The 18,950-nt window shown below is 73.1% G+C and carries 11 protein-coding genes; 1 reads left to right on the top strand and 10 read right to left on the bottom strand.

Features of this window, described 5'->3' with window-relative positions:
- Window positions 1–32 precede the first annotated feature (32 nt).
- The 10 genes from ACOJV9_RS09930 to ACOJV9_RS09885 form a co-directional block, all read right to left on the bottom strand.
- Window positions 33–6,431 carry an Ig-like domain-containing protein gene (locus tag ACOJV9_RS09930; protein ID WP_420185044.1) on the bottom strand — a complete coding sequence of 2,133 codons (6,399 nt, stop codon included), beginning with the start codon at window positions 6,429–6,431 and terminating at the stop codon, window positions 33–35.
- Window positions 6,428–8,833, bottom strand: coding sequence for a transglutaminase family protein (locus ACOJV9_RS09925; protein WP_420185043.1), 2,406 nt, complete (start codon window positions 8,831–8,833; stop codon window positions 6,428–6,430). Before ACOJV9_RS09925 ends, ACOJV9_RS09930 begins: the two co-directional genes overlap by 4 nt.
- Window positions 8,830–10,500: a DUF58 domain-containing protein gene (locus ACOJV9_RS09920; protein ID WP_420185042.1), complete on the bottom strand. Its 1,671-nt coding sequence runs from the start codon at window positions 10,498–10,500 to the stop codon at window positions 8,830–8,832. The genes ACOJV9_RS09925 and ACOJV9_RS09920 overlap by 4 nt, the downstream gene beginning before the upstream one ends.
- A 2-nt stretch (window positions 10,501–10,502) precedes the next feature.
- A complete protein-coding gene (locus tag ACOJV9_RS09915; RefSeq protein WP_420185041.1) occupies window positions 10,503–11,471 on the bottom strand; it encodes an AAA family ATPase in 969 nt (322 codons plus the stop codon).
- A gap of 315 nt (window positions 11,472–11,786) precedes the next feature.
- The gene (locus ACOJV9_RS09910) at window positions 11,787–12,479 is read right to left on the bottom strand and encodes an FHA domain-containing protein (RefSeq protein ID WP_420185040.1); all 693 of its coding nucleotides are present in this window, start codon (window positions 12,477–12,479) and stop codon (window positions 11,787–11,789) included.
- A gap of 4 nt (window positions 12,480–12,483) precedes the next feature.
- Window positions 12,484–13,974, bottom strand: coding sequence for a serine/threonine-protein kinase (locus ACOJV9_RS09905; RefSeq protein ID WP_420185039.1), 1,491 nt, complete (start codon window positions 13,972–13,974; stop codon window positions 12,484–12,486).
- Window positions 13,971–15,404, bottom strand: a complete 1,434-nt coding sequence (locus ACOJV9_RS09900) for an FHA domain-containing protein (protein WP_420185038.1) — start codon at window positions 15,402–15,404, stop codon at window positions 13,971–13,973. The genes ACOJV9_RS09905 and ACOJV9_RS09900 overlap by 4 nt, the downstream gene beginning before the upstream one ends.
- Before the next feature lie 10 nt (window positions 15,405–15,414).
- Window positions 15,415–16,230, bottom strand: coding sequence for a PP2C family protein-serine/threonine phosphatase (locus tag ACOJV9_RS09895; RefSeq protein ID WP_420185037.1), 816 nt, complete (start codon window positions 16,228–16,230; stop codon window positions 15,415–15,417).
- Window positions 16,227–16,706 carry a hypothetical protein gene (locus ACOJV9_RS09890; protein WP_420185036.1) on the bottom strand — a complete coding sequence of 160 codons (480 nt, stop codon included), beginning with the start codon at window positions 16,704–16,706 and terminating at the stop codon, window positions 16,227–16,229. The genes ACOJV9_RS09895 and ACOJV9_RS09890 overlap by 4 nt, the downstream gene beginning before the upstream one ends.
- Before the next feature lie 181 nt (window positions 16,707–16,887).
- Window positions 16,888–18,339 (bottom strand): CCA tRNA nucleotidyltransferase, encoded by a 1,452-nt coding sequence (locus tag ACOJV9_RS09885; RefSeq protein ID WP_420185206.1) that lies wholly within the window; start codon window positions 18,337–18,339, stop codon window positions 16,888–16,890.
- A 75-nt stretch (window positions 18,340–18,414) separates the two neighbouring features.
- Between ACOJV9_RS09885 and ACOJV9_RS09880 the strand changes: the two genes are divergently transcribed.
- Window positions 18,415–18,897 carry an NUDIX hydrolase gene (locus ACOJV9_RS09880; RefSeq protein ID WP_420185035.1) on the top strand — a complete coding sequence of 161 codons (483 nt, stop codon included), beginning with the start codon at window positions 18,415–18,417 and terminating at the stop codon, window positions 18,895–18,897.
- Window positions 18,898–18,950: the final 53 nt, after the last annotated feature.

Below are 18,950 nucleotides of genomic sequence, written 5' to 3'. Positions count from 1 at the left end.
GAGCACTCCCCGCCGCGTCGTCCCGCGGTCCATCAGTAGCTCGGCCACGGCGCCCACGCCGACGGGCGCTCGACGCCGTTCTGGACGACGACGACCCGCACCCTGCCCACGTTCACGCCGAAGAGGCAGTGGGTCGTGTGGGTTCCGGCCTGGGCAGGAATCTGCCATGCGAACGGACCGACGGTGCCGTAGTTCTCGGACTGGCACCGGTAGCTGGCAGAGCCCACGGCGAAGTCCCTGTAGTCGAAGACCACCTTCGGACACCCACGCCCCCCGGGGGCGCAGTTCCCCCAGCTGCCCGGTGTGGTCGCCGTGTGCAGATCGGGGCTCTGCCTCACGTTCAGCACCTGCGGGTCCGGCGGGTTGTCGGTGCGACGGGTCATCTGCAGGACAGGTGACTCGCCACCCTCGGAGAAGGCCCGGATGGTGATCGTGAGGTCCTCGGCGAAGTTCCCGCTGGCACCGATCGAGGTGATCGGGTCACCGTCGTGGTTGGCCGCTCCGGTGACGACGACCCGGGTGATCGGGCGGCCGTTCGTGGGCAGGGTCCAGTTGTAGGTGACCGAGCGGCCGGAGGTCGAGCCGCCGTCCGGGTTGGGTCGCGGAGTCGGGCCGTAGGGCTGGACCCGGTTGCTGTCCGCAGACGGGTTGGACGAGCGGGTGCCGTTGTCGGTCGTCACCGTGAACGTCTGTGGGGTCGTGCTCAGCTGGCTCGTCATGATGGTGACCTGGCCGCCCGACGGGCAGGACCCGCACGAATGGGTGCCGCTGCCCCCCGCGGACGAGCGCCAGGTGACGGAGGTGAAGCCCCCGGCGCGCGGCTGGCCGAGGGTGACCGTGAGCCGGACCCGTTCGTCGTTGTCCGGAGTCGCGGCACTCACCGACGGCGTGGACGGCATCCCGATCGACGTGAACGACTGGGTGTTGGTCTTCGGCGACTCGAGGTCGGCGCCGTTGGTGGCGGTGACGACGTAGTCGTAGCGGCGGCCGTCGTACTGCACCTGGTCGTTGGTGCTCGTGCTCCCCGGGGCGGTGGTGCGGATCGCCGTCCAGCCGCCACCGTCGACGCGGCGGTACACGGTGTAGCCCTTCAGCGGCGGGCCGTTGGGGCGGGTGGTGTCCCAGGAGATGGCGATGGACGCGAGGTCCTTGTTGGCCCCGGCACCGTCCGGGGCGAGCGTCAGACCGGTGACAGCGGGCGGGGTGCCCGCGGACTGCATCGTCACGGCCGGCCCGAAGGGTCCGGGTCCGGCCTCGTTCCACGCCTGGGCCGCGACGGAGTACTGAACCTCGTTCTCGAGGCCGGCGACCTGGGCCCGGGAGCCGGGGGCGGCGACCTCGACCGTGCGGGCGGAGCCGCCTCCGTCGAGCGGGACGAGCCGGAGGACGTACTTGGAGACGGCACTGCCCTTGTTCTCGGGAGCGCCCCAGCCCACGTCGAGGGTGCCGTCGCCACGGCCCAGCATCGTCACGCCCGGCACCGGACCGGGCTTGGTGTCGGGACGGGCCGCGGTGCTGGGGCCACCGGGGTCGGACTCACCGACGACGTTGGTCGCCGTCACCGTGAAGACGTAGTCCTTGCCGTTGGTGAGGCCGTCGATGGTGCACGGGGAGGCGCTGCAGTCGAGGCTGCCGCTCGAGCCGCCGGTCCACGAGGCGGTGAAGGTGCGGATCGGGGCGCCACCGTCGTAGGCGGGGGCCGACCAGCTCACCCGCGCCCGGCCACCGGCGTCACGGTCGGCCTGGGCGGCGACGGCCGTGGGTGGGTCCGGGCGTCCGAGCATCGTCACGGCCACGGCACCGTTGGCGGAGCGGTTGGGCCCGTCGGACACGGCGATCGACACGCGACCGGTCGGGCTGGGGCGGTCACCGGCGGTCACGGTGAGGAGGCAACCGTCTCGGGTCACCGTGAGCCCGTCCCCACTCGTCACGGTCGCCGCGGTGATCGTGCAGGTCGGGTCCCGGAGCGGGGAGTCGAGGTAGGAGCGGACGTCGACCTGCTGGCTGTCCCCGCCCCGGAGGCCGTTGACGGCGATGGGGCGCAGGCGCGGGGGCGGAAGCGTCAGGTCGGGGCCCACGTCGGAGGCCTGCTCCTGCACCGGGGCGCCGATGACGGTGACCTTGACCGGGGCGGTGACGTCGGAGCCCCGCGAGCCGATGCGGAGCACGCCCTCACCCGAGCGGGCGTTGCGGCCGGCGCTCAGGCTCACGGTGCGACGGCCGGCGCCGGACTGCTCGAGCCGGACGTCGTCGGCCTCGCGTTCCCACGACGTCATGAACTCGACGTCGTCCATCGTCAGCCCGACCGGGAGCCAGGCGCGGCAGAGCGTCGGGATGTCGAGGGTGCGCTCGAGACCACCGGCGAGGAGCGTGACGCCACTGGAGGGACAGCGCAGGAGCGGGACCCTGGGGCCGATCTGCACCGGGATCGACACGTAGGCGGTGTGGACGTCGACCTGGTCGTCACTCTGCTGGTCGGTGACCTCGAACATGACGCTCGCCGGTCCGACGTAGCCGCCGGAGGAGGTGAGGGTGAGGGTGCCGTCGGAGTCGGCGGTCATGGCCAGGCGGGCCTGCGGCGCGGTCGAGATGGTGCTCGCCGAGGTGATGCCGAGGACGCGGGACTGCGGTGACTTCACGTAGTCGTCGAGGCGCACCGTCCTCGTGGCGTCCTCGTCCATCTCGATGAGAGCGCCCTCGACGACGAAGGGAGTGCCGCCGCTGCCCCGCGGCACGTGCACCACCGCCATGGCGCGCGCCTCGTCCTCGTCCTCGATGACGTAGGGGACGGAGTACGGGTGGTCGAGGACCTGCACCGAGACCTTGTTGCCGACGATGCTCCCGTGCGGTGAGAGCACCTCGACGACCTTGAGCGTCGCGGGGTCGGAGTCGATGTCGCTGTCGTTGGCGAGGACGTCGGTGACCGTGGCCGCCTCCCCGGCTTTGGGCCTGGCGACGTCGTCGAGGGCGGTCGGGCGGTTGAGGAACCCCTTCTGTCCCCGCACGAGGAGGCTGGCGCGCGACGGGTCGAACATCCCGTTGCTGATGCCGTAGACGAAGTCGTGGACGGCGGCGCCCTCCTCGGGCACCGTCGTCGTGACGGTGGACTCCTCGAGGTCGACCTTCCACCGCGACCGCTCGGAGGCCGGGTTGAGCTCCTCGTGCTGGAGCTCGACCGAGTCGCCGCGGGCGATCAGGTCGTTGGCCGTGACGGGCGCGGTGACCGTCTTGCCGGGGGCCGCCGTGACGGTGTCGTCGATGGCGACCGGCGGTTGCGGGTCACCGGGGGCGACGACGCCGATCCGCACGAACGCACGGCTCACGGCACCGAAGCGGTCGACGACCTCGTAGTGGACCACCTCGGTGCCGCTGGCCGTCGGGAAGGACTCGTAGCGGATCGTCGACGGGCCGGTGGCCACGATGCGGCCGAGCTCGAGGTCGACGGCTCGTCCACCCGTGGCGACGACACCCACGACGCCGACGGTGTCACCGTCCGGGTCGACCCCGGTGGTCGGGACGGTGATCGTGAGCGGGTCACCGGCGGTGACCGAGGACGAGAAGCTGCGGGCGACCGGCGCCTGGTTCGGCACGGCCGTGGTGGGCAGAGGAGTGACGCGGACGGTGAGACGGCCCGTCTGCGCGCGCTCCGGCATACCCTCGGGGTGGGCGGCGTACTCGATCGTGACGAGCTGCTCGGTCCTCAGGCCGGTGGCCCACGGGACGAAGCGGACCACGTTGCCGGACGCGAACGCGGTCTGCTCGACACCCTTGCCCAGGACCTTGACGCTGTTGGGGTCCAGGCGCAGCGGGATGCCGTCGGCCATGGTGTCGTTGTCGAGGACCGGCGCGGCGACGGTGTCTCCCTCACGCACGACCGCCTTGTCGTCCTCGACGACGGGGTCGAGGTCACGGGCCGGCTTCTGGGTCAGCGACACCTCACCCGTCGCCGTCTTCGACCCGTCACTGACGGTGTAGCGGATGGTGCCGCGGCGCGACGCGTCCTCCGCGGCGCCGGCGGGGTCGAGCGCGACCACGCGGATCCAGCGACCCTGGTAGATCGAGGCCTGGAGCCAGGAGTCCTCGCTCGTCGCCGTGGTGACGCCCTGGGTGACGAGCACGTCCGCGCGAGGGCTGTAGTCGTTGGCGAGCGGGTCGACGAGTGTCGGCGACTGGTCGCGCAGGGTCGCGGTGTCGCCCACGGCGACGGGTGGCGCGTCGGGGTCGGCGGCCTCGATGACGTCGACCCGGATCCGCCCGGGAGCCACGCCGCCGCCGACCTGGGCGGCATACGACAGCTCGAAGCTGCCGGGGCCGCTCGGGGTGACGGTGACGACACCGGTGTCGCGGTTGGTGTCGACCGTGAGGTTGGCGACGGCGCGCACGTCCCCGGCGAGGTGCATCGTGTCGTCGGGGTCACCCGGGTCGGCGCCCGAGATGTCGTTGCCGAGCGGCTCGATCTGCAGCGACTTGCCGACCACTCCCCGGATGACGTCCGGCTGGGTGACGGGCGGTCGGGCGCGGGTCTCGGTGAGGGCCACCACCTCGACCGGCACGGCGCCCTTGGTCAGGCCGCCGCGCCCGTCGTCGACGACGTAGCCGAGGTCGCCCTTCCCCGGCACCGGGGGCGCGAGGTAGGCGATGCGTCCCTGGCCGTCGATGCTCAGCCCGTCGCCCTCGACCGTGGCGATGACCGGGTCGGACTCGGGGTCGCGCCAGTCGGCGATCACCGGGACGCTGAGCCGCTTGCCGGCGAGGACGGGGTATGCCGTCCTGGCCAGCTTCGCCTGTCCCTCGCGCAGGAACGGGGAGCTGTTGGTCTGGTCGGTGACGACGGTGACCCTGACGGCCGCGCGCGCCTTGGCCTTCACCTTGCCGTTGCCGACGAGGTAGGTGAACTGGAAGGGCGCCGTGGCACCCGCCGGGACGGTGACGTCGATGCTCTGGCCGTCGGCCGACACCGAGGCGCGCACGTCCGGGTCGGAGGTGGCACTGACGTCGCGCGGGTCGATGGCGAGCACCGAGCCCGCCTGGTCGGTGTCGTTGTCGAGGACGTGCAGCTTGCTCGTCCGTCCGGGCCGGACGGCGAGGTTGTCGGGCTTCGCGGTGGGCGGCTGCTGCGCGACGGCGTCGTCAACGACGTTCCTGTCCTTCTTCTTGTTGTCCTCGTCGCGCTGCGGCGGCGGGATGAGGGCGTCCCAGTTGTCGATCTTCTGCTTGTCCTGCTCGACGTCCCAGGCGCTGCCGTTGTCGAGGTCGTTGAGCACGATGACGCCGCGGTTGACGCGGAAGGCGACGCCGTCGCGCAGCGGGGTCTCGCTGACGTTCTCGATGGTGCCGGTGGGCACCGGCTGCTCGCGGCCGCAGTTGACGCCGTAGAAGACCTTGGCGGTCTCGGACCAGGCGCCGTGCACGCAGCCGCGCAGGACGACCGGGTGGGCGGGCAGCGGCACCGCGCCGCTGCGGTTCACCCGCTCCTCGATCTCGATGCCGCCGGTCGCTGCGCCACCGTCGAGGCGCACCATCCGCAGCCCGTTGCCACCGGAGATCGCCACGGCGTCGGCGCGCGGGCCGGGGAGCTGCACCGCGGCATACGCGCGCTCGCCCTCGGCGGCGGCGAAGCCGGCGGGCACGCCCTCGGCCCGGCCGCTGCTGTGCAGGGCGTCGCGTGCAGGGTCGTAGACGGCCCACGCGGCGCCGACGGCGGTGACCTGGAGCTCGCTGCCGGTGGCGCCGCTGTCCTCGGTCACCGGCTTGGCGAACGCCTCGGCGGTCGGGCGAATCGTCGTGACCGTGCCCTTCTGCCCGGAGGCGACGTGGATGGCGCCGTCCTCACCGACGGCGAGGACGGCATCGGCACCGACCGTGGCGAGCGGCTTGGCACCGGTGCCGAGGCCCTGGAGGCTCTCGATGCCGCGGCGGGTGTCGACGTGCTGCGCCCAGACCTTGCCGGACGTCGGGTCGACGGCGGCGAGGACGCCCCCGCGCAGGTCGACGAGCGTCGCCGACACCCGGCCCGGGCGGCGGGCCGGGACACCCGGCGCCGTCGCGGTCTCCTCGCGGAACTGCGTGGTGCGCACGTCGATCGGCTGGAGCTGGGCCGTCGCCTTGGACCAGGCCACGACGGCCAGGCCGTCCTGCAGGACGTCGAGGCCGGACCCGGGCGCCACGTCGGCCGCCACTCCCGCGTCGAGCTGGGCGGCGGCCTTGTTGAGGCGCCCGAACTTCGCCTGCGCGTCGGAGGTGATCCAGACGCCTCCGTCCCCGACGTCGGCCTCGTGGACCGTCGCGCCCTGCGAGGTCACCGCGGCGTAGCCCATCGTCACCGCCGCGATGACGACGACCATCGTCGAGGCGACGCGGCCCCGGCTGCGCCCACGACGCGATGACCAAGAGGCAGCGGTGGGTCGAGCAGGACGACGGAACGGGTTCACGCGGATCCTTCGGCGCCGGTCGGGCGGCGCAGTGTGGGCAGGGAGGGCAGTCGGCGGCCGGGGCCACGCGGACGTCGGTCACGCTCGAGCAGGGGGCGCACGCTGATGTCCGAGCGCAGCCGGCGCCACCGCGAGACCGAGCCCCGCAGCTGGCGCCGCACGTCGTCGGCCTCGGCGAGCAGGGCGGTGGCGACCTCCGGCTCCGGGTCCCCGGGGCCGAAGACCGCGGCGTTGGCGCCGACGGCGATGGGTGTGGCGGTGACCGTCGGGGGCAGCGCCACCGACTGCTCGAGGCGGGTGGCGCCCCGTGGCACCGTGATGCCGAGGCTGCGGGCGTCGCTGACGAGGTCACGCCAGACCCACGCCGCCCGTGACGCGGTCGGCCCCGTCGTGGCGTGCCGGCGTCGCCGTCGCGCCTTGAGCCAGCGGATGAGCGCGTATGCCGTGAGGGCCAGGAGGACGGGCAGGACGAGGGCGGCCACGAGGAGCTTGAGCCACAGCGGCCAAGCGCTGAAGTCGAGCGGGCTGCGCTTCTTCTTCTTGATGTCCGTGGCGTTCTGCGCCTGGTCGGGGCCCTGGAGCACCGACGGCGGGTTGACCCCTGCGGGCGGCGGCACCTGGGCGCCGACCTTCTGCTCCTCGGACTTCAGCTGCTGCTCGTTGGGCTTCTTGTTGCGGTCGGGCAGGAAGGTGGACGGGAGCAGGGTGTGCCACGTGCCGTTGTCCTGCTGCACCTCGACCCAGGCATGGACGTCCTTGCCCTTGACCACTCCGCCGGCTGCGGGGATGGCCCCCATGACCACGCGGGTCGGGATGCCGATCCGGTTGCCGGCGAGGGCGAGCGTCGCGGCGTACTGCTCGTCGTTGCCGGCGAGCTGGGTCGAGCCGACGAACCGGCCGAGGCGGCCGAGCCCGTGCCCGGGGAGGTAGACCTTCTCGTAGGAGTTGGCCGTCCCGCCGTCGGTGTAGGCACCGTCCTGGCTCATGACCTTGGCGACCGCGGCGAGCTTCTGCCACGAGCTGCCGGCCTGGCCGGACCACGCGTCGAGCTTGGCGTCGAGGAAGCTCGTGTCCTCCGCGAGCTGCGCACCGCCCGCCACGTCGAGCTCGGCGGGGAGCGTCGTGGAGACGTCGTCGCCGAGGACGGTCTCGAAGGTGTAGGAGTCGCCCGGCTGCACGAGCGCCGGGACCACGGCGGTCTCGGTGGCGGTGTTGAGCCAGAGGGCGTCGGCCAGGGCGTCGCCGCGGGCGCCCTCGAAGCGCACTCCGGTCGTCGACCCGGCGAGCGGCAGCCACGCTCCCTCGTAGCCGTCCTCGGGGACGGTCACGGTGGCCGTCGCCGTCCGACCCTGGGTGCGGGGGGCGATGCGGGAGCCGACCTGCTGGAACGGCGTGCCGTCGGTCGCCCGGTCGGCCGCCCCCCACACGAGGCCGTCGTAGCTGTCGAGCGTCGCGAAGCGGACCGGTGTGCCCTGCGGCAGCCCGGTGACCCGGAGGATCTCGGTGTCGAAGAGGTCCGCGGAGTTCGGCTCGGTGTAGCGGCGGAACCCGGAGAGCGGGCTGGTGAACTGCGCGACGTCGTAGGGCGGCGTCAGCTGCGTGCGCACCACGGCTCGCGCAGACGTCTCGTCGGTGCCGGGGAGGAAGGGGCCGAGGAAGGCGCCCGACAGCGCCGCCACGGTGAGGAGCGCGACGCCGGTGACGACCCGGGCCTGGCGCCCGGCGCCGTTCTGCATGGCAGCTCGCGTCCGTCCGGCACGCACGACGAGCCAGAGGATGAGGACAAGGGCGAAGAGCACGCCCTGGACGAGCTTGGCCGCGGGCTGCTGGGTGCCGAGCGCGATGCTGCCGACGAGGAGCACGACCGGGACGACGGCCACGGAGCCGACCCCGCCGAAGCGGCGGGCCACGCCGTAGGTCGCGGCGGCGCCGACGAGGCCGGTGACCCACGGCAGGGCGACGAGCGGACCGCGCGCGTCGACCGGCGGGAGCAGCGTCAGCCACTCCTTCCACCCGGTCACCGGCGCGACGGCGAGGTCGGTCAGCGTCTGCAGGCTCGGGATGATGCCGGCGACGAGGTCGCCCCGGACGGCGACGGGGCCGCCGAGCACGAAGTGGATGGCGACGAGGACGAACGCGGTCAGCAGGAGCGGCCAGGCGCGCACGGTCGCTGCGTGCGCCACCAGGGTGCCGAGGACCACGCCTGCCGCAGCGGCGGCGACCCATTCCCACCCGAGGAAGCCGGTGCGGAAGCCGACGAGGGTGGTCGTGACGAGCACGAGGGAGAAGGCGAGGTCGACGAGGGCCTCGCGCGACGGCATACCGACGAGGGACGGACGCCCGGAGCGGTCGCGGGACACGCGCTCCCCCGAGCGCGGGCGGACGGCTGCGTCGACGCTCATGCGAGGGCTCCACTGAAGAGGACGCGGCGGAGGTCGGCGAGCTCGCGCACCGTGAGGATCGTCAGCCCGCCGGCGTGGCGGACCCCGACCTGGGCGTCGGGGTCGATGACGAGCGCCACCTTGATGACCTCGACCTCGAACTGGGCGAGCGCGCGCTGGACCTGGATGAAGGGGCGGTGCGAGCCGGTGACGAGGATGGCGACGCTCGCGTCGGGCGCCAGGGCGGAGGCGTCCCCGGCGGCGGCGAAGACGTCGATCGGGCCGACGGCCGCGCGGGCGAAGGTGTCGAGGGTCAGCGGTGCGGTCGAGCGCGAGATCCGCCGGTCGTGGCAGACGACGGTGGTGTCCTGCTCGTCGAGGATCGAGCGGACAGCGAGCGAGGCGGCGCACGAGATCGCGAGCTCGACCGCCTCGTCCTCACCGGTGTAGACCTCGGGCGAGGTGTCGACGACGACCGCGAGGTGCGAGCGGCGGGTGTCGAGGAACTGCCGCACGAGCAGCCGGCCGTGCTTGGCGGTCGAGCGCCAGTGGATGTAGCGGCGGTCGTCGCCGGGCTGGTACTCGCGCAGGGCGTGGAAGGCGAGGTCCGACATGGACAGGTCCGGGGTGACCTGGCCCTCGAGGTCGCGCAGCAGACCGGCGCCGAGCGGCTCGAGCGAGGTCGTCAGTGGGTGGACGAAGAGCTCGGTCTGCTCGGTCCACTCCATGGTGCGGCGGACGAGGCCGAGCGGGTCGCCGTGCACGGTGGTCGCCGGACCCACCTGGATGACCCCGCGGCGCTCGGTCGGCACGACGAAGAGCTCCTCGTGCGACGAGCCGGAGCCGAGCGAGGGCAGGGTGAAGCGGGCGGCGGAGCGGCCGACGGGGAGCTCGACGAGCAGCGGGAGCATCCCGCGGCCGGAGAGGTTGCGGACCTCGATGCGGCCGGTCGCGGGGTCGCCGACGGTGACCCGGGTCGGGTCGACGTCGGTGCGGATCTCGACCTTGGCGTGACCCACCGCGAGCGCGACGCAGGCGAGGAAGAGCACGAGGCAGGCGACGGCGATCATCGCCAGCTCGGTCCACTCGTAGCGGCTGGCGAGCAACCACGCGAGCAGCCCGAGGGCGAACACGGTCCAGCCCAGCGCCGAGACCCAGGCGATCGTGCGCAGCACCGGGCGCCAGACCGGCTCGGAGCGCTCGGCCAGCGGGCGGATGCGGTCGCCGGTGAGGTCGAGCAGGCGGGCGCCGGTCTGCGTGATGGTGGTGGGGATCTGCACCCGCGGGAGGGTGATCGTCGGGAGCTCGGGGCGCCTGCGGGTGGAGCGGCCGCCGGGGCTGCCCGAGCCGCCTGAGCCGCTCGAGCCGCTCGGGCTGCTCGGGCCACCTGGGCCGCCCGGGCCGCCCGGCCGGGCATCGTTGCGCCGCACGGACCGGGTGTCCTCGTCCGAGGGGCGTCGGCCCAGCAGGGTCCGCCAGCGGGAGCCGCCGGTGGCCGTCGCGCCGGAGGACCGGCGCCGGCCGGGCTGGTCCTGCGCGGGGCGCACCTTGAGCGAGGACCGCGAGACGGTCGACTCGTCCTGGTCGGTGGTGCGGACGGGGGCAGGGGCAGCCGCCGACGACCCGCGCAGGTCCGATCGCCGGACCGTCGCGAACTCGTCGTGGTCGGGCCCCCCCGGGTCGGACATCGTCAGGCGACCCGCTCGGTCGGAGGAGCGACCTCGCCGAGGATCTGGTCGATGACCTGGTCGACGGTGATGCCCGCGAACTGCGCCTCGGCGGTGACGAGGAGGCGGTGGTTGAGGACCGGGTGCGCGAGCATCTTGATGTCGTCGGGAATGACGTGGGTGCGGCCCTGACCGATGGCCCAGGTCTTGGCGCAGCGGATGAACGCGAGGCAGCCGCGCACGGACAGGCCGAGGCGGACGCTGACGTGGCGCCGGGTCTCCTCGGCGAGGCGCGAGACGTAGTCGAGGATGGCGTCGTCGACGTGCACCTCGTCGGCGAGCTCGGCCATGTCGAGGACGACCTGCGAGGTGACGACCGCCTCGAGCGCCTTGGTGCGGTCGCGGGTCTTGGCGTCGCGCAGGACCCGGACGGTGGCCTCGTGGTCGGGGTAGCCGAGCGTCGTCTTCATGAGGAAGCGGTCGAGCTGGGCCTCGGGGAGCCGGTAGGTTCCCGCCTGCTCGATCGGGTTCTGCGTCGCGATCACCATGAACGGCTCGCCGACCTCGTGACGCACGCCGTCGACGGTGACCTTGCCCTCCTCCATGACCTCGAGCAGCGCGGACTGCGTCTTGGGCGAGGCACGGTTGATCTCGTCGGCGAGGACGATGGTCGCGAAGATCGGGCCCCGGTGGAACTCGAACTTCTTGATGTTGGGGTCGTAGATCGTCACGCCCGTGACGTCGCTCGGCAGCAGGTCCGGCGTGAACTGGATGCGGCTGTTGGTGCCGTGCACGGTGCTGGAGACCGCGCGGGCGAGCTGGGTCTTGCCCGTGCCCGGGAAGTCCTCGAGGAGCAGGTGCCCCTCCGAGAGCATGCAGGTGAGCGCCAGCCGGATGACGTGCTCCTTGCCGAGCACCGCCTTGTCGACGTTGCTGACCATCGCCTCGAAGGTCGTGGTGAACCAGGCAGCCTGGTCGTGGGTGACCGTCATCGGGTCCGGGTCCTCTCCTCGCGGTGGTGGGAGGAACCTCGCACCCGTCCCGGACCGCTCGGCCCCGCGCCGGGTGGCGCCACCCCCCGTGGGTGCCTCGGCACGCAGAGCCCCCTGTCGCACAGTGCCCCGTATGCCGCCACGAATGCTACCGGGTGCCTCACGCCGCTTCCCCCCACGCTTCCGCGGAAACGAGGTGGTTGAAAGGTCCGCTTTTTCGGCGCCTTTCCCCCCTGCTACTGCACCGTAGGCGGGGGGATTCCACGGCATACGGTGCAGTAGCGGCTGCGGTATGCCGTCCGCTCGGCTCGGAGGTCAGTCCAGCAGGACGAGATCCGCCTCGGTCACCATGCGGGTGGAGAGGGCGTGCTCGACGAGCCGCGACTTGCGGTTGCTGGCCAGCTTGCCCGGACCACCGTGCAGGCCGCGGGTGCCGGCGTCCGCGAGCTTCTGGCAGACGTTGTCGAGCTTGCGGTTGAACTTGGTCGTCGTCCACCCCAGCCGGGCGGCGGCCCGGGCGGAGGACGGGATCTGGCCCTGGCCGGCATACGTGGTCCGCAGGAAGCTCTCGCACAGGGCCACCACGAGCAGCTTCTGGTCGGGAGTCATCGAGACGCGGCCGACGGTCGTCTCGCCGGGGGATTCCTCGGGCTCGGGCTCCGGCTCGGTGACGATCGAGGTGAACGTCGCGTCCTCGACGGTGATGTCGAAGTCGTAGGTCGTCGGGCCCGCCGTGAACCACACCGTGAAGGCCTCCAGCGCCAGCGGGATGCGCGTACCGGGCGAGAGCCACGCCTGGAAGAGGCCCTGCCGGTCACCGACGGTCGCGGTGAGCGTCGAACCGACGTTGGTCAGCCACCACAGGTCGTGCTCGCGGTGGACCTGCAGGAAGACGCGGTGCAGGTAGGGGTTGTCGTCGATCTCGACGTCGGCGACGCGGCCGATCGTCAGGGGGGCGTCCTGCGACGCCCGGAACTCCTCGCCACAGAACTCGACGGTCACGGACATGTGCTCACCCTCCCGTCACGCACTTGATGCGTGAGTATGCCGACGTGGCACCTGCCGTGCGCGCCACGGCGACCTGGGCGCACACCTGGTCCCCCGCACGGGCCGTGACCGTGTGGGGCAGCGTGCGGACCGTGGTCACCTCGGCGTTCGCCACCTCGGCCTCGCTCGTGGCGATCCGCATCCGGTAGAAGTCGCCCTTGCGCACCCCGGCGTACTGCCAGGTGAAGGCCACGCCACCCGCCACCGGGCGCCCGTCGATCGCCGGCGGGTCGGGAATGTCCACCACGGGCCCGCCGACGCCCGACGGCACCGAGGCCGAGGGCGCCGGGGTCGAGGCCTCGGTCGACCCGTCGCCGTCACGCAGCCCGAGCGCCCACACGAGGGCGCCGACGAGGACGAGGACGAGGACGCCCACCCCGGCGAAAAGCGCGCCACCGCTGATCGTCGCCGGCTGCGGCCCGTCGTCGACCGTGGCGTCCGTCGCGGGCCGGGAGGACGGGGCGGGGGTGTACGGCTGCGCGGAGGCGACCTTGGGTGCGCGCACGCTCGTGCGCTCGGGGTCCGGCTGCTCGGCCGCGGCCCGGGTCGGGCGGCTGTCGGCGACGGTCGTGTGGCCGGACTCGTCGAGCACGACGATGGGGGTGCGCGCGAACCGCTGCTCCTGCTCGATCGCCTGCAGCCCGCGGGCCAGGTCGATGGCCGTCTGCGGGCGGGCGTCCGGCTTCTTGGCCATCGCGTGGCCCAGCAGCCGCTCGAGACTGAGCGGGACGTCCGCCCGACCGGTCTGCGGCACCGGCGTCGCGCGGATGCGCGGCATGAGGGCGTACGCCGAGTTGTCACCTCCCGGCTGCTCGAACGGTGAGCGTCCCACGAGCAGGTGCCACAGCGTCGCGGCCAGCGAGTAGACGTCGCTGCGGGCGTCACCGTTGCTCTGCCCGTACAGGACCTCGGGCGGGGACCACGGCACCGAGACGCCGACGTCCTCGTCGTGCTCCTCCTGGCCCACCGCGCGCCCGGCGATCCCGAAGTCGGTGAGGCCGGGGGCGCCGTACTGGCTGACCAGCACGTTGGCCGGCTTGATGTCACGGTGGACGATGCCGGCCCGATGAGCGGTCTCGACCGCACTGGCCAGCTGGATGCCGGTGCGCAGGACCTCCTCGACGCCGAGCCGCTCGCGCTTGGCGCGGGTGGCGAGGTTCGGCGGCGGGTAGTACTTCATGACGAGGTAGGCGCCGCCGTCGGCGAGCTGCTCGCTGCGGAACACCTGGACGATGTAGGGGTGGTCGGCGAGCTGGGCCATCGTGTTCGCCTCTTCGACGAACTGGCGCAGGATGGCCGGTGTCAGCCCCTCACGCTTGAGCACCTTGACGGCGACCGGCATGCGCGGCTGCTGCTGCTCGTAGAGAAAGACGTCGGCGTAGCCGCCGGACCCCAGCGGTTGCCGGTAGACGAGCCCGGGAATCTCCGGGGGCGTGCCTGGGGCCTCTCGGCTCACTCGGAGACCTCGTAGGTCAGGGAGACCTCGTCGGCGAGGGTGACGACGGCTCCGGGCTCGATCCCGAAGTCCTCGGTGGGCCGCAGCCGCACCGGCTCCTGCCCGGGGAGGGTGACGGTGGTGCCGTTGGTCGAGCCGAGGTCGCGCACGAGGACGTGCCACCCCTCGAGGATGACCTCGGCGTGGTTGCGCGAGATGTCGTTGTCCTTCGAGGCCAGCCGCACGAGGTGGGGGCGGCTGCTCGGCGGGAGGTCGGAGTTCACCTTGGGCGAGCGGCCGAGCAGGATGCCCCGGTCCAGCGGAACCTGGCCCCCGGCCGACACGTGCAGGACGCCGAGCTGGGGGCGCGGCGTCTGGAACGGCTGCTGGGTCGGGATGTCGCGCTCGCACACCCGGCAGGTGCTGGCGTGCGGCGAGGAGTGGTGGCCCGCGGGGCAGAGCACGGCGAGGACGATCGGGCTGTCGGCCGGTCCGTCGAGGCCGGGCGAGAGCGAGCTGCGGTCCATCGTCACGTCCGGAACCGGCACGGGGGGAGGCGACGGCGCGGAGTCTCCTTCGGGCGGTTCGGGGGCGGAGCCGGCCTCTGGCTCGTCGGGTGCAACGGGGGACGCCTGCTGGTGCGGCGCCGGTCCGGTCATCCCCCAGTTGTCGGGACCGGTCGGCCCGTCGGCCGGCGACCCGGCGGGCTCCTGTGCTGCGGGCGCGGCCGGGGGTGGCGGCGCGACCTCGGGAGCGCCGGAGTCGTCGGGCAGCGTCCGCCACGGAACGCTGTCGATGAGCACCTTCTTGGCCGGGACCGGCCGCTCCGGCTCGGGGATGCGCTCGGCCGGCGGCGCGCCGGCGTACTCCTCGGACGGCGGCAGTGTGAGGTCGGCCGGTGGCACGACGGGGGCCTCGGCGGCGGGAGCGACGACGTCCTCGGGGGCGACGTCGGGTTCGACGTCCGCCTGGGGCGACACGTCCTCCGAGGGCGACACCTCCGCCGCGACCGCCTCCTCCGGCTCGGGGGCCGCAGCGACGGCGGCAGCGTCATCGGCGGTGGCGGGAACCGGGCGGCCCAGCCGGCTCGGCCGCCGCCACCCACCCCGGGCACCGGCGGCGGTCAGCTCGAGGACCGCAGCGTCGACGTCGACGTCACGCCACGGCACACGACCGTCGGCGGCCACGTCGGAACCGTCGGCACGCACGAGACCGGCGCCACGGACGAGGACGCGCGCCCGGTCACCGGAGGTGTCGACGAGGGCGAAGTCCGGCAGCCCGCCGAGCCCGTCGCGGGCGAGGGCGTCGAGCACCTGGACGAGCCCGGCCTCGAGCGGCCCCCGGAGCTCGTCGGCGACCGAGGCGGGACCCTGGACGAGGAGGTGGCGCTCGTCCGCGGACACGGCGACCCACCCCCGCAGGGTCCGGGTCGTGACCTCGGTGCTGCTCACGATGTCGTCCTCAGGTCGGCAACAGGGTGTGGCGTGGAGCCGTGTCGGCCTCGTCGCCGTCGTCCTCGTCCGAGTCGAACGCGACGACGACGACACTGATGTTGTCACGGCCCCCTGCCTCGACGGCAGCATGGCACAGGGCGTCCGCGACGTCCTGCGGGTCGTCGTGACGCTGCAGCGCCACCATGATCGCGCGGTCGTCGATCTCGTTGGACAGGCCGTCGCTGCACAGGACGAACCGCTCCCCCGGGTGCGGCGGGAAGACCCAGACGTCGGGGTTCGGCCCCGGGTCGGTGCCCAGCGAGCGGGTGATGATGTTGCGCAGCGGGTGCCGCAGGGCCTCCTCGGCGGTGATGAGCCCGGCGTCCACCATCTCGCGGACCTCGGAGTGGTCCTGGGTCACCTGGCTCATCCGGTTGCCGAGGAAGCGGTAGACCCGCGAGTCGCCGACGTTGAAGACGATCCAGTGGTCGGCTCCCCCGGCGTCGACGACGGTGAGCCCGGCCACGGTCGTGCCCATCCCGGTCTGCTCGGGGTTCTGCGCGGCCGACTCGAGGATGCGGGCGTTGGTCGTGCGCAGGAGCGAGACGACGTCCTCCGAGCGGACGCGGTCGCGCGCGTTGAGCTCCCCGAGCGTCTGCACGGCGATCCCGCTGGCGACCTCTCCCGCGGCGTGGCCGCCCATGCCGTCGGCCACGACGTAGACGCGGCCCTGGGCGAGGAGGCTGTCCTCGTTGTGGTCACGGACGCGGCCCACGTGGGTGGCGGCGCCGTGGCGGATGCGGACCTCGGGGCCGGTCAGCGACGCATGGTGACCACCGCTCACGCGCCGCCGCCCATCGGGGTGACGAGGGTCGTCTCCATCACCTGCTGGATCAGCTCGTAGTCGCTCTCGGAGTCCGGGCCGGCCACGCGCCCGGTGAGGCGCACGTGCTGGGTGACCGCGCCGGCCTCCATCGGCGTGACCAGGTGGACCACGTAGACGGGCTGCCCGTCCTCGAGCCACGACACGTTGAGACCGGTCCACGTGCGGTCGGCGATGTCGACCTCGAACGCCGGGTCGGACTCACCCTCGTCGTGCGCCGTGGCCTCGCCCGCGAGCACGTCGAGCAGGTGGTCGGTGCTCACCTCGCGCGACGTGTGGACGTATGCCGTGAGCCGCGGTGCGCTGTCCCCACCACTGCTGCGGTGGGCGAGGAAGAGCGCGTCGCCGCCGGGTTCGGCGACCCAGTCGTCGGGCAGCTCGAGCTCGAGGTGGGGGATCGCCGGGCTCACTGCGCTGGGATGGCCCACCGTGGGCATGGCCACCTCCGAGGGGGTTGGTGGGGGCGCCCGAACCGGGCGCCCGCGTGGACCGCACAACCCTATCCCCGGCTGGAGGGGGTCGCGATGGGGAGCCTTCCCCGGTCGGCGCAGCCTCGTGGGGAGGGTCACCGGTGCCCCGACCCCGCGATCTTCCCCACGGGACCGGCAGGGGCGCCGGTCAGCCCTGCTTCGACTCGGGCTGGTCGGCCCACCAGGTGCGCAGCCGGTCGGCGGCGGCCCCCTTGCCGATGGGGCCCTCGTCGAGCCGCACCGCCAGCAGGTGCTTGTACGCCCGGCCCAGCACCGGTCCCGGCGAGATGCCCAGCACTTGGGCGATCTCGTTGCCGTCGAGCTCGGGCCGCACGGCGGCCAGCTCCTCCTGCTCGAGGAGCACCTCGATCCGTCGCTCCAGCTCGTCGTAGGTGCGGGAGAGCCGCTGGGCCTTGCGGACGTTGCGGGTGGTGCAGTCCGCGCGGGTGAGCCGGTGCAGCCGCGGCAGGAGCGGCCCGGCGTCGGTGACGTAGCGGCGCACCGCGGAGTCGGTCCACTGCCCGTCGCCATAGCCGTGGAAGCGCAGGTGCAGCTCGACGAGCCGCGCGACCGCCTTGACCGTGTCCTTGTCGAAGCGCAGGGCCTTGAGCCGCTTGGCGGTCATCTTGGCGCCGACGACCTCGTGGTGGTGGAAGCTCACGCCGCCGGCCGGCTCGAACCGGCGGGTGGCCGGCTTGCCGATGTCGTGGAGCAGCGCGGCCAGCCGGAGCACGAGGTCGGGCCCGGGCACCGACTCTGGTGGGCCGCCGGCCGGTCCCTCCAGCGAGATGGCCTGGTCGAGGACGATGAGCGAGTGGTCGTAGACGTCCTTGTGGCGGTGGTGCTCGTCGACCTCGAGCTTGAGGGCCGGCAGCTCCGGCAGGACGTGGGCGGCGAGCCCGCTCTCGGTGAGCAGCTCCAGCCCGGCGCGCGGCGCGGGGGCGAGGAGCAGCTTGACGAGCTCGTCGCGCACCCGCTCCGCGGAGACGATGGCGAGGCTGCCCGCCATCGCCTGCATTGCGGCATACACCTCCGGCGCCGGCACGAGCCCGAGCTGAGCGACGAACCGCACGGCACGCATCATCCGCAGCGGGTCGTCCCCGAAACTCACCTCCGGGGTCGAGGGCGTGCGCAGGACCCCGGCCTCGAGGTCGGCCAGCCCTCCGTGGGGGTCGACGAACTCCAGCGACGGCAGCCGCATCGCCATCGCGTTGACCGTGAAGTCGCGCCGGACGAGGTCCTCCTCGAGCGACTCGCCGAAGGCGACGACCGGTTTGCGGGTCACCCCGTCGTAGGCGTCGGCGCGGTAGGTCGTGACCTCGACGGTGGTCTCCGACCCGTCCGAGCGACGCACCGCCCCGATCGTCCCGAAGTCGCGCCCCATGTCCCAGGTCGCCGACCCCCACGCGCGCAGGATCGCCTCGGTCTCGTCCGGTGACGCGCTGGTGGTGAAGTCGAGGTCGGGAGGGGTCCGCCCGAGGAACGCGTCCCGCACGGGACCGCCGACGAGAGCCAGCTCGTGACCCGCCCGGGAGAAGCACCCGCCGAGCTCGGTGAGCAGCGGCAGCACCGGCGCGAGACGGGCGACGGCCTGCTTCATCAGCGGCGCGGACGGCGGGGAGGATGACACGAGGAACAAGAGTAGGTGTCCAGACGGCGTGGTTACAGTGACGGCATGAGCCATGCCCCCGCCGAGCCGCCCCGGGTGACCCGGCGGCTGCCTGCGGTCGAGGAGCGCTCGGCCGGCGGCGTGGTCGTCGACGTGCACGAGGGTGAGGCCCGGATCGCCGTCATCGCGCGGCGCAACCGGGCCGGTCGGGTCGAGTGGTGCCTGCCCAAGGGCCACATCGAGGGCGCCGAGACGCTGCCCCAGACCGCGGCTCGCGAGGTCGCGGAGGAGACCGGCATCGAGGGCAGGGTCCTCATCGAGCTCGGGACGATCGACTACTGGTTCGCGGTCGGGGACCGGCGCATCCACAAGTACGTCCACCACTACCTCCTCGAGGCGGTCGGCGGCGACCTCACCATCGAGAACGACCCCGACCACGAGGCCATCGACGTGGCGTGGTTCCTGCTGCGCGAAGCGCACCGCCACCTGACCTTCCCCAACGAGCGGCGCATCGCCCGTCTCGCGTGGCAGCGGCTCGCCGGAGAGTGAGCCCGGGATGGCCGGTGTCCCCGCCTAGGATGGGCCGACACCGATCGGAAGGG

This window comes from Knoellia terrae (genome assembly GCF_048606435.1).
In the GTDB taxonomy this organism is placed as follows: domain Bacteria; phylum Actinomycetota; class Actinomycetes; order Actinomycetales; family Dermatophilaceae; genus Knoellia; species Knoellia terrae.
The sequence above is the reverse complement of the archived record's forward strand: the minus strand, read 5'-3'. Positions and strand labels throughout refer to the sequence as shown.

Coding starts and splice junctions, on each gene's coding strand:
- ACOJV9_RS09925 (WP_420185043.1), bottom strand. CDS start 8,833: ATGAGCGTCGACGCAGCCGTCCGCCCGCGCTCGGGGGAGCGCGTGTCC.
- ACOJV9_RS09920 (WP_420185042.1), bottom strand. CDS start 10,500: ATGTCCGACCCGGGGGGGCCCGACCACGACGAGTTCGCGACGGTCCGG.
- ACOJV9_RS09915 (WP_420185041.1), bottom strand. CDS start 11,471: ATGACGGTCACCCACGACCAGGCTGCCTGGTTCACCACGACCTTCGAG.
- ACOJV9_RS09910 (WP_420185040.1), bottom strand. CDS start 12,479: ATGTCCGTGACCGTCGAGTTCTGTGGCGAGGAGTTCCGGGCGTCGCAG.
- ACOJV9_RS09890 (WP_420185036.1), bottom strand. CDS start 16,706: ATGCCCACGGTGGGCCATCCCAGCGCAGTGAGCCCGGCGATCCCCCAC.
- ACOJV9_RS09885 (WP_420185206.1), bottom strand. CDS start 18,339: ATGAAGCAGGCCGTCGCCCGTCTCGCGCCGGTGCTGCCGCTGCTCACC.
- ACOJV9_RS09880 (WP_420185035.1), top strand. CDS start 18,415: ATGAGCCATGCCCCCGCCGAGCCGCCCCGGGTGACCCGGCGGCTGCCT.